Annotated in this window: 24 protein-coding genes; 2 read left to right on the top strand and 22 right to left on the bottom strand. The window is 42.4% G+C overall.

Annotated elements, in window-relative coordinates:
* Window positions 1-100: 100 nt before the first annotated feature.
* A complete protein-coding gene (locus LK416_03015; protein UEA75170.1) occupies window positions 101-1,162 on the bottom strand; it encodes a type IV pilus twitching motility protein PilT in 1,062 nt (353 codons plus the stop codon).
* Between the two features lie 202 nt (window positions 1,163-1,364).
* Window positions 1,365-3,083: a Flp pilus assembly complex ATPase component TadA gene (gene tadA / locus LK416_03010; GenBank protein ID UEA75169.1), complete on the bottom strand. Its 1,719-nt coding sequence runs from the start codon at window positions 3,081-3,083 to the stop codon at window positions 1,365-1,367.
* Window positions 3,084-3,230: 147 nt separating this feature from the next.
* Here tadA and sigK point away from each other — a divergent pair, with 147 nt between their 5' ends.
* On the top strand, window positions 3,231-3,911 hold the full coding sequence (gene sigK, locus LK416_03005) for an RNA polymerase sporulation sigma factor SigK (GenBank protein UEA75168.1): 681 nt from the start codon (window positions 3,231-3,233) through the stop codon (window positions 3,909-3,911).
* A gap of 5 nt (window positions 3,912-3,916) precedes the next feature.
* On the opposite strand, the gene LK416_03000 is transcribed toward sigK, so the two are convergent.
* From LK416_03000 to mtaB, 9 genes are all read right to left on the bottom strand, one after another.
* Entirely contained in the window at window positions 3,917-5,146 is a 1,230-nt protein-coding gene (locus LK416_03000; GenBank protein ID UEA75167.1) for a U32 family peptidase, read from the bottom strand.
* A gap of 82 nt (window positions 5,147-5,228) precedes the next feature.
* Window positions 5,229-5,885, bottom strand: coding sequence for an O-methyltransferase (locus tag LK416_02995; GenBank protein ID UEA75166.1), 657 nt, complete (start codon window positions 5,883-5,885; stop codon window positions 5,229-5,231).
* Window positions 5,882-6,370, bottom strand: a complete 489-nt coding sequence (locus LK416_02990) for an endolytic transglycosylase MltG (GenBank protein ID UEA75165.1) — start codon at window positions 6,368-6,370, stop codon at window positions 5,882-5,884. Before LK416_02990 ends, LK416_02995 begins: the two co-directional genes overlap by 4 nt.
* A 58-nt stretch (window positions 6,371-6,428) precedes the next feature.
* Window positions 6,429-6,764 (bottom strand): YlbF family regulator, encoded by a 336-nt coding sequence (locus tag LK416_02985; protein ID UEA75164.1) that lies wholly within the window; start codon window positions 6,762-6,764, stop codon window positions 6,429-6,431.
* 59 nt (window positions 6,765-6,823) lie between these two features.
* Window positions 6,824-8,488, bottom strand: coding sequence for a ribonuclease J (locus LK416_02980; protein UEA75163.1), 1,665 nt, complete (start codon window positions 8,486-8,488; stop codon window positions 6,824-6,826).
* A 4-nt stretch (window positions 8,489-8,492) separates the two neighbouring features.
* Complete coding sequence (locus tag LK416_02975; GenBank protein ID UEA75162.1) at window positions 8,493-8,765, bottom strand: DUF1292 domain-containing protein; 273 nt, start codon at window positions 8,763-8,765, stop codon at window positions 8,493-8,495.
* A gap of 20 nt (window positions 8,766-8,785) precedes the next feature.
* The gene (ruvX, locus tag LK416_02970) at window positions 8,786-9,223 is read right to left on the bottom strand and encodes a Holliday junction resolvase RuvX (GenBank protein ID UEA75859.1); all 438 of its coding nucleotides are present in this window, start codon (window positions 9,221-9,223) and stop codon (window positions 8,786-8,788) included.
* 91 nt (window positions 9,224-9,314) lie between these two features.
* The gene (locus tag LK416_02965; GenBank protein ID UEA75161.1) at window positions 9,315-9,578 is read right to left on the bottom strand and encodes an IreB family regulatory phosphoprotein; all 264 of its coding nucleotides are present in this window, start codon (window positions 9,576-9,578) and stop codon (window positions 9,315-9,317) included.
* Window positions 9,579-9,731: 153 nt separating this feature from the next.
* Entirely contained in the window at window positions 9,732-11,051 is a 1,320-nt protein-coding gene (mtaB, locus tag LK416_02960; protein UEA75160.1) for a tRNA (N(6)-L-threonylcarbamoyladenosine(37)-C(2))-methylthiotransferase MtaB, read from the bottom strand.
* Window positions 11,052-11,164: 113 nt separating this feature from the next.
* On the opposite strand from mtaB, the gene LK416_02955 reads away from it, so the two are divergent.
* Window positions 11,165-11,401, top strand: coding sequence for an HPr family phosphocarrier protein (locus tag LK416_02955; GenBank protein ID UEA75159.1), 237 nt, complete (start codon window positions 11,165-11,167; stop codon window positions 11,399-11,401).
* A gap of 197 nt (window positions 11,402-11,598) precedes the next feature.
* Here the strand turns inward: LK416_02955 and thiI are convergent, their stop codons facing one another.
* The 11 genes from thiI to hemW all read right to left on the bottom strand — a co-directional run bounded on the left by thiI (window position 11,599) and on the right by hemW (window position 23,564).
* Window positions 11,599-12,786 carry a tRNA 4-thiouridine(8) synthase ThiI gene (thiI, locus tag LK416_02950; protein UEA75158.1) on the bottom strand — a complete coding sequence of 396 codons (1,188 nt, stop codon included), beginning with the start codon at window positions 12,784-12,786 and terminating at the stop codon, window positions 11,599-11,601.
* 89 nt (window positions 12,787-12,875) lie between these two features.
* Window positions 12,876-14,021 carry a cysteine desulfurase gene (locus LK416_02945; protein UEA75157.1) on the bottom strand — a complete coding sequence of 382 codons (1,146 nt, stop codon included), beginning with the start codon at window positions 14,019-14,021 and terminating at the stop codon, window positions 12,876-12,878.
* Window positions 14,022-14,023: 2 nt separating this feature from the next.
* Window positions 14,024-14,770, bottom strand: coding sequence for a 16S rRNA (uracil(1498)-N(3))-methyltransferase (locus LK416_02940; GenBank protein UEA75156.1), 747 nt, complete (start codon window positions 14,768-14,770; stop codon window positions 14,024-14,026).
* Between the two features lie 24 nt (window positions 14,771-14,794).
* The gene (gene prmA, locus LK416_02935; protein ID UEA75155.1) at window positions 14,795-15,757 is read right to left on the bottom strand and encodes a 50S ribosomal protein L11 methyltransferase; all 963 of its coding nucleotides are present in this window, start codon (window positions 15,755-15,757) and stop codon (window positions 14,795-14,797) included.
* 11 nt (window positions 15,758-15,768) lie between these two features.
* On the bottom strand, window positions 15,769-16,935 hold the full coding sequence (dnaJ, locus tag LK416_02930; protein UEA75154.1) for a molecular chaperone DnaJ: 1,167 nt from the start codon (window positions 16,933-16,935) through the stop codon (window positions 15,769-15,771).
* Between the two features lie 115 nt (window positions 16,936-17,050).
* Window positions 17,051-18,898, bottom strand: coding sequence for a molecular chaperone DnaK (gene dnaK / locus LK416_02925; GenBank protein ID UEA75153.1), 1,848 nt, complete (start codon window positions 18,896-18,898; stop codon window positions 17,051-17,053).
* A gap of 72 nt (window positions 18,899-18,970) precedes the next feature.
* Complete coding sequence (gene grpE / locus LK416_02920) at window positions 18,971-19,636, bottom strand: nucleotide exchange factor GrpE (GenBank protein ID UEA75152.1); 666 nt, start codon at window positions 19,634-19,636, stop codon at window positions 18,971-18,973.
* An 11-nt stretch (window positions 19,637-19,647) separates the two neighbouring features.
* The gene (gene hrcA, locus LK416_02915; GenBank protein UEA75151.1) at window positions 19,648-20,679 is read right to left on the bottom strand and encodes a heat-inducible transcriptional repressor HrcA; all 1,032 of its coding nucleotides are present in this window, start codon (window positions 20,677-20,679) and stop codon (window positions 19,648-19,650) included.
* Window positions 20,680-20,796: 117 nt separating this feature from the next.
* On the bottom strand, window positions 20,797-21,603 hold the full coding sequence (locus LK416_02910) for an ABC transporter permease (GenBank protein ID UEA75150.1): 807 nt from the start codon (window positions 21,601-21,603) through the stop codon (window positions 20,797-20,799).
* An 81-nt stretch (window positions 21,604-21,684) separates the two neighbouring features.
* On the bottom strand, window positions 21,685-22,323 hold the full coding sequence (locus tag LK416_02905) for an ABC transporter ATP-binding protein (GenBank protein UEA75149.1): 639 nt from the start codon (window positions 22,321-22,323) through the stop codon (window positions 21,685-21,687).
* 26 nt (window positions 22,324-22,349) lie between these two features.
* Window positions 22,350-23,564, bottom strand: coding sequence for a radical SAM family heme chaperone HemW (gene hemW / locus LK416_02900; protein UEA75148.1), 1,215 nt, complete (start codon window positions 23,562-23,564; stop codon window positions 22,350-22,352).
* Window positions 23,565-23,604: the final 40 nt, after the last annotated feature.

Below are 23,604 nucleotides of genomic sequence, written 5' to 3'. Positions count from 1 at the left end.
ATTCATATAGATTATATAATACTATAATTTGCTACCATAATCAATATTTTCTTATGTCCGCCAGTTTTTTTGTGAGATTTGCACAAAACTGTTATACATTTTACTGTCCGTTAATCTTCTTTCTGAGGTACTGCTGATCCTGTGCATATGTCATTGCCATCTCTCTGGTTATAGTTCCCGCAGAGAACAGATCGTACAGTGCATCATCCATCGTAATCATTCCAAGCTGTCTGCTTGTCTGAATCGTTGACTGGATCTGATGCGTCTTTGCTTCACGGATCAGACTCCGTATAGCAGGAGAAGCAAGCATAACTTCAAAGGCTGCTACTCGTCCCTGACCATTTGCCGTAGGCAGAAGTGACTGTGATATAACGCCTTCAAGGACCATCGCAAGCTGTACACGTACCTGCTGCTGCTGGTTTGTAGGGAAGATATCAATGATACGGTCGATCGTACTTGCCGCGCCGATCGTATGCAGAGTCGAGAAAACCAAATGTCCTGTCTCGGCTGCAGTGATCGCTGTTGAAATAGTCTCAAGATCTCGCATCTCTCCTACCAGAATGATATCAGGATCTTCACGGAGTGCTGCACGAAGTGCATTTGCGTAGCTGAGTGTATCCATACCAACTTCTCGCTGATTTACGATTGCCTTGTTGTGATGATGGATATACTCGATAGGGTCCTCCAGTGTGATGATATGATCTGTCAGGTTTTCATTTGCTTTATTTATAATAGAAGCAAGTGTTGTTGATTTTCCCGAACCGGTAGGTCCCGTTACAAGTACAAGCCCTCTCTTTCTCTTATAGAGATCAACAACCTCTCTCGGAATACCAAGCTGATCAGGTCTTGGGATCTGTGTCTCAACTCGTCTGTAAGCCGCCGCCATATTACCGCGATCCATATATACGTTCACACGGAAACGTCCGGTCTCCGGTGAGTCAAACGAGAAATCGACCTCACCTCTGTCCTTTAAGATCGCTACATGTCTTTCTTTCATGGTTGCTCCGATCGCTTCTGCCGCATCAGCAGGTGTAAGCGGAGGAACTTCAACTTCTGTCAATCGTCCATTGATTCTGAGCTTTGGTGGTATTCCGACTGCAATATGTACATCAGATGCCTTCGCCTCAACCGAGAATGCCAGGAGCTCCTTCATATCCAGCATATTGTTTCCTTCCTTTCCTTGTTGCATTTCATAATTTCAATTTATTTTTACAGAGTTATGTATGTAAGTTCTTCTCTGTTAAAAATCTGTTTGGATTATTTCTTTGTTAAAAACATCCCTTTTTCAAATGAACACTCTAATATGAATGTATTAATGTCTTTGCATGTTTTAATGTTTTAATATTTTAATGTCTTTATATCATTTAGTATTCGTCACCGGTTGTATAAACGATCTTCTTCATCTCCGAAAGTGATGTGATACCGTTTAATACATGCTTTGCTGCGCCCATCTTCAGTGTGAGCATTCCTTCTGATAATGCCTGCTTCTCAATCTTATCTGCCGTCGCTCCGGTCGAGATAACTGCCTGTAATGCCTTTGAAACCGGCATCATTTCATACACACCGATTCGTCCTGCATAGCCGGTATCATTACAAAGCGGGCATCCTGCAGGCTCATAGATGATTACGTCTTCTTCATCAGCCGGTACGCCAAGCACCTGTCTCTCATCATCTTCTATAAGTCGTGGCTGTTTACAGGTTGGGCACAGACGTCTTACCAGTCGCTGTGCGATAACACCTACAACCGCATCACCTACAACGTAAGGCTCGATACCCATATCTTCCAGACGAGTGATCGTAGATGCTGCCGAGTTTGTATGGAGTGTTGATACAACCAAGTGTCCGGTGATAGCCGCCTGAACCGCGATCTGGGCAGTCTCACCATCTCGAATTTCTCCGATCATTATGATATCCGGATCCTGACGAAGAATAGATCTAAGTGCTGCCGCGAATGTCATATCTGCTTTATTATTTACCTGTACCTGGTTGATACCGTTGATATTCGCCTCGACAGGGTCTTCTACCGTGATAATATTAACATCTTCTTTGTTCAACTCACTTAATGATGTGTACAGTGTAGTTGATTTACCGGAACCGGTAGGCCCTGTAACAAGGATGATTCCGTGTGGGTTACTCAGGATTCCATCAAATACTTTGATCTCATCCTCATCAAGTCCAAGACCGCTCTTCGGCTTGGTCAGTCCGTCTTTAGAAGTAAGTCGCATAACCGTCTTCTCACCGTATACTGTCGGAAGGATAGATACACGGACATCGAACTCTCGTCTGTCTACGAAAATGGTAATACGACCATCCTGTGGTTTTCTCTTCTCTGCGATATCCATTCCGCCTATGATCTTGATACGGGCTGTAATACCTGCCAGAATACTGAGGTCATATGACATTACCTGCTTCAACGCACCATCAATTCTGTATCTGACACGAACGCTGTTCTCCAGTGCTTCGATATGGATATCGGATGCTCTCTGTCTTACACCGCCCTCAATGATCTGCTTAACCAGAAGAACGATAGGTGAATTATCAATATCTTCGTTTGTTTCTTCTTCATCTCCGCCACCAAGTGCATCCGCCTGTTCCTGACGATACATCTCAGCCGCTTCCATCGCTTTTGAGCTTCCATAATACTTGCCGATCGCATCATTGATCTGTTCCTCCGTTGCGAGCATCGGCTCTACCTGCATATTTGTTACAAGTCCGATATCATCAATCGCATTGATATCCATCGGATCAGACATAGCAAGTTTTAATATATTCGGGTTTTCCGGATCGATCTCGATAGGAATAACCTTATATTTTGTAACCATATTCTCAGGTACCATATGAATAACTTTATCTTCGATCTTGGCACCTTTCAATTCTATGTAATCAATACCTAACTGCTGTGTTAGAAGAGTAATAAGGATCTCGTTACTGATCATTCCCAGATCTACGAGAACATTTCCGAGCTTCCCGCCGTTCTCTTTCTGATATGCCAGAGCCTCCTGTAACTGCTCCTCTGTAATTGCTCCTGCTGCTACAAGGATATCTCCAATTCTAATCTTTTTTCGGCCCATTCCTAATCGCATACTGGTCTGTCCTCCTACACTTTTTAAATATACGAACACTCATTTAGAGATTATAGCACACCCTGGTAAAAAATTAAACATTTTGAACAGATTTTGGTCAATTTTTTTTGATTTTTTTCACATTTTAACAAGTTTTCTTTTTGGGATATGCACGTTCTTTACAGTTTCATCATAAAATATATACAAATCGCTGGAGCAGAAATTGATGTGCAGACATTTAAAAAGCCTCTCTCACCAAAAGAGGAAGCATATTTTCTGAAATTATGCAAAGAAGGCGATCCCCGGGCCAGAAAAACTCTGATTGAATATAATATGCGGCTGGTTGCCCATATTGCAAAAAAATACAATGGGAGCCACGAAAATGATGATCTGATATCCGCAGGCACGATCGGACTGATCAAAGCCATCGACACCTACGACTCAAAAAAAGGAAAACGACTGGTCACCTATGCATCCCGATGTATTGAAAACGAACTTCTGATGCTTCTCCGTCAGAACCGAAAGCACGCCCGTGAAGTATCCTTGTTTGAACCCATCGGCACAGACAAGGAAGGAAACGAGATCAGTCTGATGGATATCATCAGTCCCGATACTCCATCCATTCTTGATTCCATGGTACATGATTATAATCTGAAACAGCTTCCGGATTGTATGCTGCACCACCTTACAAAACAGGAAATGGTGCTCCTGTCCAGACGTTACGGTCTGTCCGGTGAAGCACCATGTACTCAAAAAGAAATTGCCTCCGCAATGGGCATTTCCAGATCATATGTTTCCAGGATCGAGAAACGTGCATTGCTCAAGCTTCGCAAAGCTCTCGAAACCTGACCTCCCTATTCCTGCCGTCTGAGTATCATCCCCGCTGATACCGGGCGGTCAAGTCTTACATAGAGCTGCATCTTCGGATGCGGTGCAGACTCCATTTTCTCCATCTTGTCATTGTAGATTTCTTCTACCCGGCACGAGATATTTGTGCCGTCAAAGTCCATCGCCTCTATCATCTCTCCAACAGAAAACTTATTCTTCTGTTCAAATACCGCAAGTCCGTCTTCTGTCACCAGCTGCACATTTCCGATATAAGTATAATTCTTGATATAAGTATTGTTATCATAGATCTGAGAGTCACTATCTGTCTTTCCGAAATAAAATCCAGTTGTGAACTGTCTGTATGTGCATTTTGCTATCTCTGATTTATAATATTCCATATTCGACCTGTAAAGCTCCGGCGACTCCATATAATCATCGATTGCCTTTCTATATGTTCTGGCAACCGTTGCAACATATAGCGCAGTCTTCATTCTGCCCTCTATCTTAAAGCTATCGATACCCGCATCGATCATCTCGGGAATGTGTTCTACCATGCAGAGATCCTTTGAGTTAAAGATGTAGGTTCCCCTGTCATCCTCATTAACCGGCATATACTCACCCGGTCTTGTCTCTTCTACGATGTGGTACTTCCATCTGCAAGGATGTGTGCACGCACCACGATTCGCATCTCTGCCTGTAAAGTAACTACTGAGCAGGCATCTTCCCGAATAAGAAATGCACATAGCTCCATGCATGAACGATTCAATCTCCATATCATCCGGAATATGATCCCTGATCTGTCTGATCTCAGCAAGCGACAGTTCTCTGGCTGTAACCACGCGTTTTGCCCCAAGCTTATACCAGAAGTTATATGTCAGATAATTGGTGTTATTTGCCTGCGTACTGATATGAAGCTCCATATCCGGCATAGTTTCCTTTGCGAGTGTAAAGATACCGGGATCAGACACCAGAACAGCATCCACGCCGGTATCCTTTAACTGTTCAAAATATGTTTTCATTCCATCGATATCATAATTATGTGCAAATATATTCGCTGTCACATACACTTTTGCGTTTTTTGCATGTGCATATGCTGCTGCTTCTTTCATCTCATCAATCGAGAAATTATCTGCTTTCGCACGAAGCCCATATGCCTGTCCGCCGATATAAACCGCATCGGCACCATAATCTACCGCAACCTTTAAAACTTCAAGACTGCCTGCCGGAACAAGCAGTTCCACTTTACGATCTGTCATTTATCCAATCCTCTTTTCAATTCTTATTTATCTTCTTTCATTCTGTAATATCATACACCAACCGCGCATATTCATATGTCGATTATTTACAGCATTCGTCTTTTCGTACAGACAGGCTCATTCCGTCCCCAATATTTAAAATAGCTGTTTCAAGCCGTTCATCATGTTTTAATTCATACAGATATTCTCGCATTCTTGCATGAATCGTCCGATTTCTTCTCGTTACCGCGAACCTGGATTCAAGCACGTCTCCATCCTGTAATACATTATCACACAGCAGGATTCCTTCCGGAGCAAGTAATGGGATCGTTTTTTGAAAAAAGCTTCCATACTGTCCTTTTGCCGCATCCATAAACACCAGATCAAATGATCCCTGTAATGTCGGAAGGATCTCGTTTGCATCCCCCTCCAATAAGGTAATCCGATCTTCAGCCTGTGCAAGTCTTATATTGGCCTTTGCCTTTTCTATTCTCGGTCGATAGTTCTCTATCGTTGTAATATGTCCTTCTTCTCGCAAAAACCTGCTCATAAAAATAGCAGAAAAGCCGACCGCCGTTCCTATCTCCAGTATATTTACCGGTTTCTTTATCATCATCAGAAGCTTGATGAACTCGCCTGCTTCTCTACGGATGATAGGAACCTCCTGCTCTTCTGCTTCTTTTCTGATAGCAGTTATCACATCGTCATAATCACTGTTAAATGAATTAATGAAGGACGCAATTCTTTCATCTGTTATCATTCACTTTTCTCCGTTGTATCATTTTCCGACTTGGCATCAGTCGTGCTGTCCGACGTCTTATCTTTTGCCTTTTCTTCCTTTTTGCTTTCGGCTTTTTTCTCCTTCTCGTCCAGCTTGCCACCCGTTATCACGGTTATGATCTCGTCATTTGTATAGTTCGGAGCAATCTCATACGTTCCCGGCTGGATCTTTGCTGCATAAGAACCGATTCTGATACGAATCATCAGTGCATATGCATTCTTTACAACTCCGGCATCATCTAATGTCTCACAGACATCTTTGATCGATGAATCCGGAAGTATCGTAACTGCTACTACCTTTGTATCCGCCTTATCTTTGCAGCTGTTACTTGCAAACACATCATAAGCAAAGCCGAATCCGAACGCAAACACCTTAACCAATATAAACAGGATAAATACATTCACAAGTAAACCGACCGAGAATCGCAGTACTCGTTTCATTGTCAGTGCTCCATCTATAGCCATATCTTAATCTCCTTATCCATTCGTGCCTTCAGACACTACGTAACTGTTGTAACATATCCTACTGCTTTATGTCAACATCCAGCCCATCAGCTATCTCATCATACATTGTTTTCAGCATCCTGCAAAGCTTTCGTTCTGCCCGAAGGAAATCATTTACAATAGTGTCATGAACGATCGGATCATATTCCTCGAATAATGCAACTACCTCATCATAAGGATTATCATTCGAAGCATTGTTCTGAATATCCGAGTTCTTCTTTTTGAACTCATTCAGCCCCCGAAGCAGATCCGGATGTTCGTATAATCTTTCGCGGCACACCAGATAGTGCCTGTAGAATTCCGATTCCTTTATCGTTTCATTCAGTTTTTTACTGAGTTCAACAACATCGCTCATTGTTCATTCCTCTTTTCTTCTTAGCCTATACCCATGCATGAGGTAATTATCAAAGCGTCTTATACTTCTGTAATGATCGGAAGGATCATCGGGCTTCTCTTCGTCCGTTTCCACAGGAATTCACTCAAGGAATCCTTGATCGTCGTCTTGATCTTGCCCCAGTCTGTAACATTCTTACGCAAGCATTTCTCCAATGCTTCCTCCACTACTGCACGACAGTCCTCCATCAACGTCTCCGATTCTCTTACATATACAAATCCTCTGGAAACAATATCCGGACCCGCTATCAGGTTATTGCTGTATTTATCAAGTGTCACCACAATGATCAGCAGACCGTTCTGTGACAGAAGCTGTCTGTCTCTTAAAACAATGTTACCGACATCTCCGACTCCAAGTCCGTCGACAAAGACTCCCTGTGCCGGAACTTTTCCGGTCACCTCAAGCTTATCTTCGCTTACTTCCAGAACATCTCCTGTTGTCAGAATCTTGATATTCTCTTTCGGAATACCCATCTCCTGTGCCAGCTCTGCGTGGCGTTTCAGATGCCTGTACTCACCATGTACCGGTATCGCATATTTCGGTTTTGTGAGCGCATAGATCAGCTTCAATTCCTCTCTGCAGGCATGTCCCGATACATGTGTGTCTTCAAAGATTACATGGGCGCCCTTCATTTCCAGCTCATTGATCACCTTGAATACTGCTTTTTCATTACCCGGGATCGGGTGTGAACTGAATATGACCACATCTCCCGGCATGATCGAGATCTTGTTATGGATTGACGCTGCGATTCTTGACAGAGCCGCCATGTTCTCACCCTGACTTCCTGTCGTGATCAGAACAAGCTTCTCATCCGGATAATTCTTGATCTGACTGATATCTATCAATGTGTTATCCGGTATATCGATATAACCGAGCTCGGAAGCCGTACTGATGATATTCACCATACTTCTTCCTTCGATGATTACTTTTCTTCCATACTTATATGCTGAATTGATGATCTGCTGCACACGGTCTACATTCGATGCAAATGTAGCTATGATGATTCGATGATTCTGATTATCATTGAACAGATTATCAAACGTTCTTCCTACTGTCTTTTCTGACTTTGTAAAGCCCTCACGTTCTGCATTTGTGGAATCTGCCATCAATGCCAGAACACCTTTTTTGCCAAGCTCTGCAAACCGCTGAAGATCGATCATATCTCCAAATACCGGTGTATAATCAATCTTGAAATCTCCGGTGTGGACAAGCAGTCCTGCCGGCGTATAGATCGCCAGTGCTGCGGAATCAGCAATCGAATGGTTTGTCTTAATAAATTCTATGCGAAATTTTCCAAGAATGATATTCTGTCCATATTTTACAACCTTACGTCTGGTGTTGTTCATCAGATTATGTTCTTTCAGTTTATTCTCGATCAGTCCCATCGTAAGCTTTGTTGCATAAATCGGCATATTGAGTTCTTTCTCAATGTAAGGAATGGCTCCGATATGATCTTCATGACCATGGGTAACCACAAGCCCTTTGACTTTGTCCGCGTTTTCCTTAAGGTAAGTGACATCCGGTATTACAAGATCGATTCCTAACATATCGTCCTCAGGGAATGCCAGACCGCAGTCAATGACTATAATAGAGTCCTCATACTCTATTGCGGTAATGTTCATTCCAATCTGTTCCAATCCGCCCAATGGAATAATCTTTACCGCATCGCTATTCAATTTTTTCAATGTTCTATACCTCCAAATCTACGTCCTCTAGCAGCTCTTCAAATATCTTCATAACTGCTTCTAATTCTTTGTCATCTTCAACGATGTCAAATGCTGCCATCTCACCTTCACTGTCTGAAGCATTCTCCTTCAGTATCAGGAAAGAACCATCATCTTCATCGTCTCCGTCTTCCGTAACAAGCAGATAATTCACTCCGCCAAGAGTCGTCTGCTCCATAACAGAAAAAGCAACTTCATTGCCATCTTCATCTGTAAATACTATGCTGTCGTTTTCCATTTCTGTTCTAATCCTTTCGACTATTCGGTCTGCCCTTCATGAGCCTGACTGTCAAGATAATTCTGCAAAATAACCGCAGCGGCCATCTTGTCTACATACTGTTTCCGATTTTCTCTTCTGACTCCGGTATCCATCAAAATCCGTTCTGCTTCTACCGTAGAAAGTCTTTCATCCCACAGGATAACCTCAAGGCCTGTTCTACGTTCCAGATCTTCCTTAAACTGTTCGGTCGCTTCTGCACGTTCTCCAATCGTATTATTCATATTCTTCGGATATCCGAGAACGATCCGTTCTGCCTGATATTCCTCAATAATACTCTCTATTCTCGCAAGTGTCTGTCGAAGTTTGTTTGCTGATTTTCTTTCTATTGTTTCAAGTGGCTGTGCCGTGATCATCAGCGCATCACTGACCGCAACTCCTACTGTCTTTGTTCCGTAGTCCAATCCAATTATCCGCATATTCTTATCCTGTTCTTCTCTCCATGTAATCCGAGCTTTTTTCGATGGGATTTTTTTCATCCGACCCCATCATTTTCGACACGATCCCGATCTACTTGATCAGATTATTCTTAATGTAATCTTCAAACAGAACTTCTATGATCTCATCCCGCTCTGCTTTCATGATCAGACTTCTTGCATTCTTATAGCTGGTGATATATGTAGGATCACCGCTCATAATATAACCGACAAGCTGACTGACCGGATTATAGCCTTTTTCTGTCAGTGCTTCATATACCTGTCCTATGATCTGTGTTACATCTATCGTGTTATCCTTCAGCTGTGCAATATGTTGTGTATTCTCTTTGTTATTCATATACTCACATCCTTACTTTTATCAAGTGCCATCAGCATCTTTGCATAAAAACCTTACCCTATAATAATATAAACCCATGCAAAATTCAACCTAAAGCCGCATATTTGTATATGTTGTAACGCATTTTGCGCATAATCCGGCTGTGCAATCTGCTCATTCCACGCCCACACCGTATGGAATCTTCACCACATGATTAATGATATCTGTCTGCCGGTCACAGATCCTGTGCATGCATTCTTCCTCCACAAAAATATCCATATATCGTTCCGTATGTCCACGATATCCGTCTTTTCCCTCTCTCCGGACTTTTTCTTCAACAAGAACATCGAGATTTTCTCCCCGGAAGGACGCTTCATATGCCTGTTTGTTCCTTTCGGATAAAGCCAATAGAACATCGCTTCTTTGATTTTTAATCTCAGGCGCAACCTGATCCTTCATTCCGGCAGCAACCGTTCCCTGTCTTGGCGAGAACTTAAATATGTGCATCTCGTACAAATTAAGCTTCGTCAGATAATCCACCGTCTCCCGAAACTCTTCTTCCGTCTCCCCCGGGAATCCTACGATTACATCCGTAGTCAGTGCCGGGCGGTCAAATGCCTTACGAAGCATCTCACATTTTTCAAAGTATTCTTCGCAGGTATACTTCCTGTTCATCCTTTTTAATACTGTATTACAGCCACTTTGCAGACTTAAATGGAAATGCGGACACACCTTTTCATTATCCACAATGCGGTCTATAAATTCATCTGTAATAATACTAGGTTCCAGCGAACCAAGACGGATTCTTTTAATTGATTCGATTTTTGAGATTGCATCAATTACATCTGCGAGTCCTACCTCATTTTCCTTATCCTTACCATAAGAGGAGATATGGATACCTGTCAGAACAATTTCTTTTACTCCGGTCAACGCCAGTCGTTCAACTTCTTCTATAATGGATGCGATGTCCCGGCTCCGAATCCTTCCTCTGACGTAAGGAATAATGCAATAAGAGCAGAACTGGTTACAACCGTCCTGAATCTTCACATATGCCCGTGTATGCTCTAAAGTACTGTTAATGGTCAAAGGCTCATATTCTTTTTCCGCTGATATATCGAGCATACCTTCATCTGTCACGCCTGCCTGCAGATAATCCTCCAGAATCCGAACAATATCTTTCTTTTTATTGTTTCCTATAATAATAGATATACGATCATCTTCCATCAGCTTATCCTTTGCAGCCTGAACATAACAGCCCGCCGCTATTACGACTGCATCCGGATTCAGTTTCTTCGCTCTGTGTATCATCTGTCTGGATTTTTTATCTGCCATATTTGTAACAGAGCATGTATTTATCAGATATACATCTGCTTTTTCTTCGAAGGAAACAGCCGTCATTCCGGCCTCTTTTAAGAGTTCGATCATGCCATCTGTCTCGTATTGATTTACCTTGCAGCCCAGTGTCAGAGGGGCTACTGTTTTTCCCTTCAGCATTCCTTATTTTTCCTTTCTTATTATTGACTTTTCCCTCTCCAAAAGATATTATAAATATATAAACATCCGCGGTCGTTATGGCTCCGGATAATCTAACTTTTAGGAGGGTAATCATGAAAGCATTAATGGTTTCTTTAAATTCAATCGATAAGGTAAAAGCATTCTGTAACGAAATTGCAAAATTTGACGCAGAATTCGATCTCATCTCAGGACGTTATGTTATTGATGCAAAATCAATTATGGGTATATTCAGTCTTGATATTTCAAAACCAATTGAATTGAACATTCACGCTGATGAAAAGGATCTTGCTGATATTCTTGCAGCAATCAAACCTTACGTTGTTGAATAATCACAATCGACTATTTGCATACATACAGAATGCCTGTTTTAACAGTCATTCTGCATAAAAAAGCTTGCCGCCTTTATAGTGGCAAGCTTTTTTCATGTTATTCTGTCATGAGTACAGTTCACTCCTTGCATTCCGCAAAATCAACATCCTGGCAAGCAAATAATTTTGCATGTGTTGCATAATGTCTCTGCTTCACCTTATCTCTGTGCTCTGCACATTACAGTCTCAACAGACTCTAACGCTTTTTCATATAACGGCTCGATAATGCCGGCAAGCTTTGCTTCTGATTTCTCGATCGCAGATAATATCGGTTTTGTTACCGGGTGCTTTGCTACAAATGTTGTACAGCAGTCCTCATAAGGAAGGATCGATGCCTCATATGTTCCGATTTTTTCCGATATATCAACAATCTCCTGCTTGTCCAGTCCGATACACGGACGGAACACCGGCAATGTACTGACATCATTGATAACAGCAAGACTGAATACTGTCTGGCTGGACACCTGCCCGATACTCTCACCTGTCACCGTACACTGACAGTCATTTCTCTTTGCCAGTTCTTCTGCAATCTTGATCATATAGCGTTTCATAATGATCGTAAGCTCCTCGTGCGGGCAATTATCATAGATCGCCATCTGAACATCTGCGAAATTTACAACATGCAACTTGATCGCACCTGCATAATCCGCAACCAGACATGCCAGATCAATTACTTTTTCTTTGGCACGCTCACTGGTAAATGGCGGTGCATGGAAATATACAGCCTCCATCTGGACACCGCGTTTTGCGATCATATAGGTTGCAACCGGGCTGTCAATTCCACCGGATAATAATGCCATTCCCTTTCCGTTTGTGCCGACAGGAAGTCCTCCCGGACCCGGAATCGTGATCGAATAAATATATACCGTCTTCCGGATCTCTACATTAATGATCTCATCCGGTTCATGAACATCAACGGAAGTATCCGGGAATGCCTCTAACAGATAATGTCCGAGCTCTGCATTGACCTCCATCGAAGTCATAGGAAAGCTCTTATCATTTCTTCTTGTATTTACTTTAAAGGTAAAGTTCTTCTTACGATATGCCTTATCCACATATTCGATCACCTTTTCTTTGATGGCTTCAAATGATGTATCTTCCTCTACCACGATCGGACAGATTCCCACGATACCGAATACCTTGGTCAATGCACCCACTACATCTTCATAATCATAGTCTGATTTTGCTTCGATAAAGATTCTTCCCTGTTCCTTACGGATATAAAAATCACCGTAATTTTTGATCTTACGATTAATGTTTTTTACAAGGATATCTTCAAATATATACCGGTTTTTACCTTTTGTACCGATCTCGGCATATTTGATCATAAATGCCTTATACTGCATATGCTTCTCTCAACCTCCGATTTTCATTCTATTTATTTGTTCTTCGCCTGTTTTATACTATTATAATCAAACCTTCCATTCGTTTGACGCTACTTTTTTCTGACATATTTTCTATATATCGGCAGGATCTCTTCTATCACATCCGCCGCATAGTCTGCCTGTTCCACTGTGTTCTCTGCTGAAAAACTGAAACGGATCGTGGATTCCAACCGATCCTTCGGTAACCCGATCGAAGCTAATACATGGCTGACTGCCGGTTTATTCGACGAACATGCCGATCCGGAAGAAACATAGATTTCCCGTTCTTCTAATGCATGCAGCATCACTTCACTTCGAACACCAACAAATGATACACTTAGGATATGTGGTGCTTCCCCTTCATTGATATATACATCCGGAAGTGTCTTTAGACGTTCGGTCAGACGGTCTTTCACCGCCCGCATACGAACAGTTCTGGCTTCCAGATCTTCATAAACCATCTTTGTTGCCAGTCCAAATCCTGCAAATCCCGGAACATTCTCTGTGCCGGATCGCATTCCGCCCTGCTGTCCGCCGCCGTATATGATCGGCTTCACCTTCGTACGGTTCTTGATAAACAACGCTCCGGTTCCCTTTGGTCCATGTATCTTATGCCCGCTTACGGACATCAAATCGATCCCCATCCGTTTCGGGTAAATGTGATATTTGCCAAATGCCTGAATCGCATCCACATGAAAGAGCGTCTTTGGATTCTTCTCTTTGATAATCTCTGCAATCTCCTGAATCGGTTCTACTGTCCCGATCTCGTTATTTACATACATAACAGACACAAGAATCGTATCCTCATTCACTTCCTGTTCCAGCTGTTCCAAATCCACAATTCCGTGCTGATCTACATTCAGATATATGATTTCAAATCCAAGACTCTCCAAAAATGCCATCGTACTTGATACCGATGCATGTTCCACCTTTGTTGTTATGATCCGGTTTCCGCTTCTTTTATTTGCAAGCGCAGCCCCGATCAATGCAAGATTATTGGATTCCGTTCCGCCGGAAGTCAGTACAATCTCTTTGCTGTCTACCTTCCATTCTTTTGCAAGGATCTCTTTCGTCTCCTTGATATAGTGTCCTGCATCCAGACCTTTCTGATGCAGGGAGGAAGGATTACCATAATCTTCTTCCATTAATTTTACCACCAGATCTTTTACTTCCGGAAATACTTTTGTTGTTGCTGCATTATCAAAATATGCTTCCATCTCTATCTATCCTCTTCCAGTTCAAACATTATGATCGACATAACCGCCATTCCCGCTGTCTCGGTACGCAGAATCCTGTGTCCAAGCGTAACCATCTTCGCACCCATGTCTGTCGCTGCCACGACTTCTTCTCCGGCAAATCCACCTTCCGGGCCTATAAATATACCAAGACTTTTCTTTCCCTTGATCGATGCAAAGACCTCTTTCGAATATGCAACTCCTTCTGCTTCTTCATACGGGATCATATTCATATCAAGCTCCTTTGCCATAGCAAGAGCCTCTTTCCATGTTACAGGAGCAGTTACCTCCGGGATCACACCTCTGCCCGACTGCTTCGCTGCCGCAAGTGCGATCGCCTGATAACGTTCCGTCTTCTTTCCTGCTTTCTTTGCATCCAGCTTGACAACCGTCCGTTTCGTCATGACCGGTACGATCCTTGTAACGCCAAGCTCTACCGTTTTCTGGATGATCCACTCCATCTTATCCGCTTTCGGAAATCCCTGAAACAACGTAATCTCTGTTTCAAGTTCTGCAAAATTATCACATACATCCAGAATATCTGCAACTACTTTTTCATGATCCATAACTGAAATCTGGCAGCGGTAATCTCTACCCCTGCCATCACTTATTATGATCTCATCATTTACTTTTAAACGAAGAACATTCTTAATATGATTGACATCCTCACCGGTAATATCAATGCTCTTATCAAATACCCTTCCATCAAAATCTACAAAAAAACGATTCATCTTCCCAATCCTGTCTCTTTATGACTAATTATCCTTCTCAGCTACAAAACTGATCCAGTCTTTCATAGAGACAGTATCCACTATTCTGAAGTGATTGTCAAGAAGTGCCTGTCTGACCTCGTCTTCTTTTGTATTGATAATTCCGGAACAGATAAACTTCGCATCATCCTTCATAAACTGCTGCACAACACCGGAAAGCGGGATGATTACATCCGCCAGAATATTTGCAACTACGATATCATACTTCGGTTCGATCGACTGAACAAGCTCTTTATCCGCGAGTACATTACCACAGAGAAACCGAACCTGATCTTCTGTAATATGATTGATATCCCTGTTCTCGATGCTGACATGAACCGCTGTCTCATCAATATCGATTCCGAGAACCTCTTTTGCGCCAAGATTACTGCATACAAAGGAAAGGATCCCGCTTCCGCTTCCACAGTCAAGAACCAGATCTCCTTCTTTCATATATTTCTTCAGCTGTCCGATACATAATCTGGTCGTCTCATGGGAGCCGGTTCCGAACGCCGCACCCGGATCAATATCAATCACAATATCATCATCTGTCACATCAGAAGGTGCATCCTCCCATGTCGGTTTGATAACGATATTGTCATACAGACGAAACGGCTTAAAATATGCCTTCCAGTTGTTCATCCAATCCACATCTTCCGTCTCGGATTCTATGATATTGCAGGCTCCAACCGGAATAAATTCCGATAACCGTTCCAGTTCATTTTTTATCTTGGTCTTTATCTCTTCCTTGTCAAAGGAATCATCCAGATAGCAGGAAACCTTTGCTGTTCCGTCATCCGTCGGCATCTCATCCGGCAGAAGATCTACAAACATAGCTGCCATTTCTTCATCTGTCAGAGGCACATTGTCATCGACTTCTATACCCAAAACGCCTTCCTCATCGAGGAAGGCGCTGAGTAAATCGACAGCCTCACACGTTGTTTCAATCGTGATTTGTGTCCATTTCATAATCTATTTACCTATTTCTTCTTTCTTTTTTTGTGATCTCCAAACGAAAATGATGTTCCTACCGAATCTGTTGCAGGTCTGGTCTCAACCAATGTTGCCTGCTCGTATTCATTCAAGATACGCTTCTGTTCTGCAGTCAGCTTCTCAGGAACCTGTACAACCAGTGTTACATAATGATCACCACGCTGAGTAGGATTCTTCAGGTTTGGCACACCTTTTCCCTTCAGCTTAACCTTGGTATCGGTCTGTGTTCCTGGTGGAATCGTGTAATCAATTTCTCCCTCGATCGTATGGATCTTAATATTTCCACCCAGTGCTGCCTGTGTGAATGAGATCGGTTCGGAGGAGTAAAGATTGTATTCCTGTCTCTGGAACTTCGGATGACGATCAACAAGGATCGTAACATGAAGATCTCCTCTTTCACCACCATTAAATCCAGGTTCACCTTTTCCTTTGATACGGATATTGGTTCCGTTATCTACTCCAGGCGGAACAGCGATCTGAATCTTCTTTCTGCTCTTTACATAACCGGTTCCCGCACAGTTGCTACATTTATATCTAATGATCTTACCGGATCCGCCACAGTCCGGACAAGTCGATACATTTCTTACTACGCCAAACAAGGACTGCTGTGTTGTAACGATCTGACCTTTTCCGCCGCATTTGCCACAAACCTCCGGCTGATGTCCCGGCTGTGAACCGGTTCCCTTACATACTTCACATTCATCCTTTAACGGAAGATCCAGTTCTTTCTGTGTACCAAATATTGCTTCCTCAAAAGCAACTCTGATCGTTGTCTTGATGTTAGCACCCTTTACAGGTCCGTTTGAATTTCTCTGTCTGCTTCCACCACCGAACATATCTCCGAAAATATCTCCGAAAATATCTCCCATATCAGCAAAATCAAAGCCGCCGAAGCCACCAAAGCCACTGCCGCCGGCATTTGGATCAAATGCCGCATGACCATACTGATCATATTTTGCTCGCTTCTCCGGGTCACTAAGTACTGCATAAGCTTCCGCTGCTTCTTTAAATTTTCTTTCAGCCTCCGCATCGCCCGGGTTCATATCAGGATGATATTTCTTGGCTACGACACGATATGCTTTTTTTATCTCTGCCTCTGAGGCATTCTTGGTTACACCAAGGACCTCATAGTAATCAGTTTTTGTTTCTGCCATAACTTTTAACCTTTCATCTGCGATATACATTCATATCCACAGTAAAACAGGAAACCTTTTTCCCGTTTTACTGCCAGATATTTACTATAGACTACATTTCATATTATTTCAAGGCTTAAACCTCTGTGAAATCTCCATCTACTACATCACCCTCTGAAAAGTCCGGTGTACCTGTACCTGTTCCTGCATTTGCTCCAGGACCATTCTGCTCATAAAGCTTAGCAAACAGATTCTGAGCACTTTCCATAAGCTTATCCTTAGCAGCCTTGATCTTATCCACATCAAGATCTGTCATATTCTCTGCATCTGTGCTTTCAATTGTTGACTTTAATGAGTCTAAGTCAGCCTGTACGGCAGACTTATCTGCATCTGAGAGCTTATCTCCGACTTCATTCAGTGCTTTTTCTGTCTGGAATGCAAGTGCATCTGCTTCATTTCTTGCTTCAATGCCTTCCTTACGTTTCTTATCCTGTGCTTCGTATTCTGCAGCTTCTTTTACTGCTCTCTCGATATCATCATCTGAAAGTGATGTACCGGAAGTAATTGTAATGTGCTGTTCTCTTCCTGTTCCGAGATCCTTAGCAGATACATTTACGATACCATTCGCATCGATATCGAATGATACTTCGATCTGAGGAACGCCTCTTCTTGCAGGAGCGATACCATCCAGTCTGAAACGTCCAAGACTCTTATTATCTTTTGCAAACTGTCTTTCACCCTGTACTACGTTGATATCTACGGCATCCTGATTATCCTGTGCTGTTGAGAAAATCTGGCTCTTCTTTGTAGGAATTGTAGTGTTTCTCTCGATCAGATGTGTTGCGATACCACCCATTGTTTCGATAGAAAGTGTAAGTGGTGTAACATCAAGAAGAAGGATCTCACCGGCACCGGCATCACCTGCAAGCTTACCGCCCTGGATAGATGCACCGATTGCAACACACTCATCAGGGTTGATACCCTTGAACGGCTCTTTACCTGTTAATCTCTTAACTTCTTCCTGTACAGCGATGATACGTGTAGAACCACCGACTAATAATACCTTATCAAGATCTGCTGCAGTAAGTCCTGCATCTTCAAGTGCTGTCTGAACAGGTACCTTTGTTCTGTCAACCAGATCTGCTGTTAACTCATCAAATTTTGCTCTTGTCAGGTTCATATCAAAATGCTTTGGTCCATCCTGATTTGCTGTAATGAAAGGAAGGTTGATGTTTGTTGTCATAGCAGATGAAAGCTCTTTCTTTGCCTTCTCTGCTGCTTCCTTCAATCTCTGCATAGCCATCTTATCGCCTGAAAGGTCGATACCCTCTGCCTTCTTGAATTCATCTAACATATACTGTGTAACAGCATTATCAAAGTCATCACCACCAAGCTTATTATCACCGGCTGTTGCCAATACTTCAATAACGCCTTCACCGATCTCAATGATAGATACATCGAATGTACCACCACCTAAATCGTATACCATGATCTTCTGTTCCTGTTCATTATCAAGGCCATAGGAAAGAGCTGCTGCTGTAGGCTCGTTGATGATACGCTTTACATCAAGTCCTGCAATCTTACCGGCATCCTTTGTTGCCTGTCTCTGTGCATCTGAGAAGTAAGCAGGTACTGTGATAACGGCCTCTGTAACCTTCTCACCGAGATATCCTTCTGCATCGGATTTCAGTTTCTGAAGAATCATAGCTGAAATCTCTTCCGGTGAATACTTCTTGCCATCGATCTCTACTCTGTAATCTGTACCCATATGACGCTTGATGGATGAAATTGTCTTATCTGCATTTGTAACTGCCTGACGTTTTGCAGGCTCACCGACTACTCTCTCACCTGTCTTTAAGAAACCTACTACAGATGGTGTAGTTCTCATACCTTCTGTATTCGCAATAACAACAGGCTTACCACCTTCCATTACTGCTACACATGAATTTGTTGTACCTAAGTCAATACCAATTATCTTACCCATGATTATATTCCTCCTAAATAAAATTCTGTTTTCTTAATTTAATAAAATTTATATGCTATAGTCATTTGACTATTAGTTTGCAACCTTTACCATGCTGAATCGTAATACCTGATCCTTATACATGTAACCACGCTGCATCTCTTCGACGATCACGTTCTCTCCGTAATTCTCATCCTCTACATGCATTACTGCATTGTGGAACGCCGGATCAAACTGTTCACCCTCGCAGTTCATCGGGGTAACGCCGATGGATTCCAGTGAAGTCATAAGTGATTTGTAGATTTTATCAACTCCTGCTTCAAACGGTCTGTCTTTATCCTCTTCCGGAATTGCTGCAATCGCTCTTTCAAAGTTGTCAACTACCGGAAGTAATTTTCCAAGAACATCCTTCGCTCCGAAATCATACATTTTGGATGACTCCTTTTCATTTCTCTGACGGATATTCTCGCACTCTGCAAGAAGACGTTTATATTTGTCTTCTGCATCCTGACAGCGCTCTTTCAATTTATCATTTTCTTCTCTTAAAGCCTTACTGCCGCGTCTGTTCTCTTTTGCAACCGGCTTCGGTTTTGCTGCTTCCGCCTGCTCTTCAGGGACATCCACAGTTTCTGTAACATTCACATCTGTAGTTGTTGTTTCTGCAGTATCTGTTGACTCTGCTGTAACTTCATCTACAATTGTTTCTGCTGCCTTTTCATCTGTCTTTACTTTCTTAGTATCTTTCTTGGTGTCTGCCATTATCGGACCCCCTATTCGTTATTATTAAATATATCATCCAATTCATCGGTCAGATTTTTTAACATCGTAACGACTTTCTTATAGTCCATACGTTTCGGACCGATGATACCTATAGTTCCTTTTGCGCCTTCCGGCATCTTATAAGTTGCCGTTACAAGGGAGCAATCTTTCAGATCCTCACTGGAATTCTCATCACCGATTCGGATCTCTATATCAGAGTTATCTTTATTGATAACTTCTTCTACATATTTTACAAATTCCTCTTTGTCTTCTATATCTTCAAAAGTTCCAAGCAGTTTTTCTGCTGTTGCCGAATCCATCAATTCAGGATACTTTAACATGTTGGTCGCTCCGCTTGTATAAACCTTCAGGTCATCCGCTTCATGAATAGCTTCCATGATCCCCTGAAAGATGTTTTCTAAGATATCCGCATATTCACCTGCCTGCATCTTCATCGTCTGTATCAGTTCCAGATTAATATCTTCTAATGCAGCTCCCTGAAGGAACGTGTTTAATAAAATATTGAATTTTAAAATCTCGTCATTCTTCAGATCGTACGTGGTATCGATCAGCTTATTCTTTACGATATTTCCATCCACCATGATCACCGCAAGAAGCTTTGACTCAGCAACCTTGGAAAGCTGTATAAACTTCACGGTATTATTATACTGAGGTGTGGTAACCAGTGTGGCATAATTCGTATTTGCCGCTAATACCCGGGCAACCTGCTTCAGCATCTTCTCCATTTTATCAACTCGTTCAAGAAGATTTCCCTTCTCTGTCTCAGCCTCTATCTTCTCATTCATAAGGCTGTCAACATAGAACCGATATCCTTTGTCCGTCGGAATTCTTCCTGCAGATGTATGCGGCTGACATATATAACCCATGTCCTCCAGATCAGACATCTCATTCCTGATCGTCGCCGAACTTAAGTTCAAATCTGTATACTTTGAAATTGTCCGCGATCCTACAGGTTCTCCGGTCTCTAAATAATTGGAAACGATAGCTTTCAGAATTTTGACTTTTCTTTCGTCAAGTTCCATCTGCTCATCCCTTTCATTTTTGTTAGCACTCAAATACCCCGAGTGCTAACCACTAAAATTAATCTAACACCCACTACCTTGTTTGTCAACATTTATTTTGAAAAAAATCAAGAAAATTTATAATTTTTGAGCTTTGAAAAAATGAATACCGAGTCCTGTAGAAATCACGGCATATAAAAGACTGATGATAATCGCAGCTAACGCATCTGTTCCGTTAAATGTAAGGTCACTTGTCATACCGAGAAGCTGCACGATCCAGATGTTATCCGACCACGCCGGCAGATTAAACAGATCCACAAGGACACGAACTCCGGGTGTAAATAACAGCACCAAAAGGACCGCGGCAGTCATAGACAAAACCGAATGTCTGATCAGCGAAACCAACATAAATGCAAACATCGTGCAGGCTCCGATCATTATAAACTGCAGCACTATCGCAAGCATTGTTTTTCCAATCCGGGAAGCTTCTGAAGCTTCAGGGACATTTCTAAAAAACAAAGCAGCCGCAATCCCTGAAATCAGAATATATTCCAGTAAGATCCCCCATGCATAAGTAACTGCCGCCAGCACTCTGGCAATATAACAGGCCGCTCTGCTTTTACTTCTCTGCAGCTCGCAGCGTATGGTATTCTGTTCGTAGTCTTCGGATATATGAAGGATAACCGGAAACATCATAAGAAGGACCAGAAGCTCCGAAGCAGAAAAAGCCGATGCAATATAAGCGATTCCGTCCATCTGACCTTTGATCGCTGTAATCGTCTGTTCTGAAAAGCCTGCTGCCGCCAGGAAGTCGCTGCTTACCCCTGCACTTACATAATGAAGAAAAGCTGCTACAAGAATCGCAAACGGAATCACCAGAATCATGATCATTCTGCCATAAAAGCTTTTGCCATATCGAAATACTTCTGCTCTGTAAACATTCATACTGTTGCCTACGCTCCCTCTAAATAGGAAATAACCGGATCTATCTCCTGTTTTTAATATACCCGTGAGTGGTTTTTTATATTACAGATAAATAATCCGGTCACAGACCTGTTCCAGATCTCCGGGTATGTGGCTGGTAAGAATAACCGCCATTCCTTGTTTTCTTCGTTTCTCCAGATAAGATAAAAACGATGCTCTCGTAAACGGATCAAGCCCGTTCAACGGTTCATCAAGCAACGCCAGTCTTGTCTCTTTATGGATTGCAAGACAAAGCGCAAGCTTCTGTTTATTGCCAAGTGACAGCTTAGATGCTTTGATCCGGTCAAATTCATGGATACCCAAAAGATCGATCAAAGCTTCATCCGTAAGCTGCTTATCTCCGTTCATATGCTCCATCATTTTTATATTATCACGCACGGAAAGGTCTGAAAAAAAAGAGGGTCTGTCGATCACACATGCCATATCTCTGCCGGATATATCTGTTACATTTATCTGTCCTGAGCAGCTGCCCTTTTTCCGGGGAATAAAGCTCGCCAACATACGAAGTAACGTGCTCTTTCCACTTCCATTTTGTCCCGCCAGTCCGACAATCTCGCCTTTTCGCAGTACAAATGTCAGATTCTTCTCCCACAACGGCTGTTCTGTTCCAGGATAGGTATAATTCAGTTCATTTATTTCTATAATAACAGCAGTCTGCTGCTCATTCGTCTCTTTTATCATATCCGAACCTGTCCCCGACTATCATTTCATTTATCTTTATCCTGTAAAAAATCTACAAGAATCCTGTTACTTACATCGATTCCCTTTCTGGTAAAACATACCATCCCCTTTTCATCTTTCATATGTCCGCTTGCCACATACCCTCTTATAATATCCCCATAAACATCATATAAGGAATGGCCGAATCGTTCATAGAAATCCGCCGCACTGATCCCTCTGGTCATTCTAAGCCCAAATATCACATACTCTTCCATCAATGTATCAATATCTACAGTTTCATCAATATGTCTGATTGAAAGCAGCTCCGGTATCCGGTACGCTTCATCGATCGAGCGTTTTTCAAATACTTCCTCCATCGTATCGACATACTGTTTTATATCTGACGTATTCGAATATCTTCTTCCGTTAAAAAAGGAAGCCGCACCTATACCGATCCCGATATATTCATCCATCGTCCAGTATACGATATTATGTCTGCATTCATATCCGGGCTTTGCATAATTTGAAATCTCATACCTTTTATATCCTGACATCTCGAGTACCTTTCCGGTTGCTTCATACATTTCACGGTCTGTTTCCTCATCCGGAAGCTTTGAAAGGAGTTTCTGATCCCCCGCAAGCGGTGTTCCATCTTCCACGATCAGGCTATATGAAGAGATATGCTCCGGTCTGCACTTCAATACACGCTCTAGTGTATCCAGGTAGGAATGAAGCGTCTGCCCCGGGATCGCAGAGATCAGGTCGACATTGATATTTCTGAAGCCTGCGTCACGTGCTGTCTGATAGGATGTCAGAAACTGTTCATATGTATGTATCCTGCCAAGCATGGCAAGCTCATCATTGTGTGCGGACTGCAGTCCGATACTCATACGATTGATCCCGGCCGCCAGATATTCCGCTGCTTTGATCGCAGTCAGGGTACCCGGATTCACCTCAATCGTAATCTCAGCTTCTTCGTCCACTTTAAAAATGCTTCTAAGGGTCGCCAATATATTCATGATCTCGCCCGGTAAAAGTATAGACGGAGTTCCTCCGCCTATAAATATCGTTTTTACAATATAGTCCTTTGATATGCTTTTATAGCTTAATAATTCTCTGCAAATGCTCTGGACATATGCCTTTCTGACCGCACCGCTCCGGTTGATCTGCGGGTCATCCGCACCAAAAGACAGGAAATCACAATATACACACTTCTTAACACAAAACGGAATATGTATATAAATGCTCAGTTTTTTTCTCATGTGTTTTTCCTGCCTTCTCGTTTTTTCTGTAAGCTGCTTT

Source organism: Lachnospiraceae bacterium GAM79, assembly GCA_020735665.1.
Lineage (GTDB): Bacteria > Bacillota > Clostridia > Lachnospirales > Lachnospiraceae > Coprococcus.
This window is presented reverse-complemented; position numbering and strand designations above follow the sequence as displayed.

Excerpts from the sequence above, each read along its gene's own strand:
- ruvX (UEA75859.1), bottom strand. The coding sequence starts at position 9,223 with ATGCGGATAATTGGATTGGACTACGGAACAAAGACAGTAGGAGTTGCG.
- LK416_02995 (UEA75166.1), bottom strand. The coding sequence starts at position 5,885 with ATGATAACAGATGAAAGAATTGCGTCCTTCATTAATTCATTTAACAGT.
- LK416_02945 (UEA75157.1), bottom strand. The coding sequence starts at position 14,021 with ATGGAAGCATATTTTGATAATGCAGCAACAACAAAAGTATTTCCGGAA.
- dnaK (UEA75153.1), bottom strand. The coding sequence starts at position 18,898 with ATGGGTAAGATAATTGGTATTGACTTAGGTACAACAAATTCATGTGTA.
- LK416_03000 (UEA75167.1), bottom strand. The coding sequence starts at position 5,146 with ATGACAGATCGTAAAGTGGAACTGCTTGTTCCGGCAGGCAGTCTTGAA.
- mtaB (UEA75160.1), bottom strand. The coding sequence starts at position 11,051 with ATGCTGAAGGGAAAAACAGTAGCCCCTCTGACACTGGGCTGCAAGGTA.
- grpE (UEA75152.1), bottom strand. The coding sequence starts at position 19,636 with ATGGCAGACACCAAGAAAGATACTAAGAAAGTAAAGACAGATGAAAAG.
- thiI (UEA75158.1), bottom strand. The coding sequence starts at position 12,786 with ATGCAGTATAAGGCATTTATGATCAAATATGCCGAGATCGGTACAAAA.
- prmA (UEA75155.1), bottom strand. The coding sequence starts at position 15,757 with ATGAAATGGACACAAATCACGATTGAAACAACGTGTGAGGCTGTCGAT.
- LK416_02905 (UEA75149.1), bottom strand. The coding sequence starts at position 22,323 with ATGATAAAAGAGACGAATGAGCAGCAGACTGCTGTTATTATAGAAATA.
- LK416_02940 (UEA75156.1), bottom strand. The coding sequence starts at position 14,770 with ATGAATCGTTTTTTTGTAGATTTTGATGGAAGGGTATTTGATAAGAGC.
- hemW (UEA75148.1), bottom strand. The coding sequence starts at position 23,564 with ATGAGAAAAAAACTGAGCATTTATATACATATTCCGTTTTGTGTTAAG.
- tadA (UEA75169.1), bottom strand. The coding sequence starts at position 3,083 with ATGCGATTAGGAATGGGCCGAAAAAAGATTAGAATTGGAGATATCCTT.
- LK416_03015 (UEA75170.1), bottom strand. The coding sequence starts at position 1,162 with ATGCTGGATATGAAGGAGCTCCTGGCATTCTCGGTTGAGGCGAAGGCA.
- LK416_02955 (UEA75159.1), top strand. The coding sequence starts at position 11,165 with ATGAAAGCATTAATGGTTTCTTTAAATTCAATCGATAAGGTAAAAGCA.
- LK416_02975 (UEA75162.1), bottom strand. The coding sequence starts at position 8,765 with ATGGAAAACGACAGCATAGTATTTACAGATGAAGATGGCAATGAAGTT.
- dnaJ (UEA75154.1), bottom strand. The coding sequence starts at position 16,935 with ATGGCAGAAACAAAAACTGATTACTATGAGGTCCTTGGTGTAACCAAG.
- LK416_02965 (UEA75161.1), bottom strand. The coding sequence starts at position 9,578 with ATGAATAACAAAGAGAATACACAACATATTGCACAGCTGAAGGATAAC.
- LK416_02910 (UEA75150.1), bottom strand. The coding sequence starts at position 21,603 with ATGAATGTTTACAGAGCAGAAGTATTTCGATATGGCAAAAGCTTTTAT.
- LK416_02990 (UEA75165.1), bottom strand. The coding sequence starts at position 6,370 with ATGGCTATAGATGGAGCACTGACAATGAAACGAGTACTGCGATTCTCG.
- hrcA (UEA75151.1), bottom strand. The coding sequence starts at position 20,679 with ATGGAACTTGACGAAAGAAAAGTCAAAATTCTGAAAGCTATCGTTTCC.
- LK416_02985 (UEA75164.1), bottom strand. The coding sequence starts at position 6,764 with ATGAGCGATGTTGTTGAACTCAGTAAAAAACTGAATGAAACGATAAAG.
- sigK (UEA75168.1), top strand. The coding sequence starts at position 3,231 with ATGCACGTTCTTTACAGTTTCATCATAAAATATATACAAATCGCTGGA.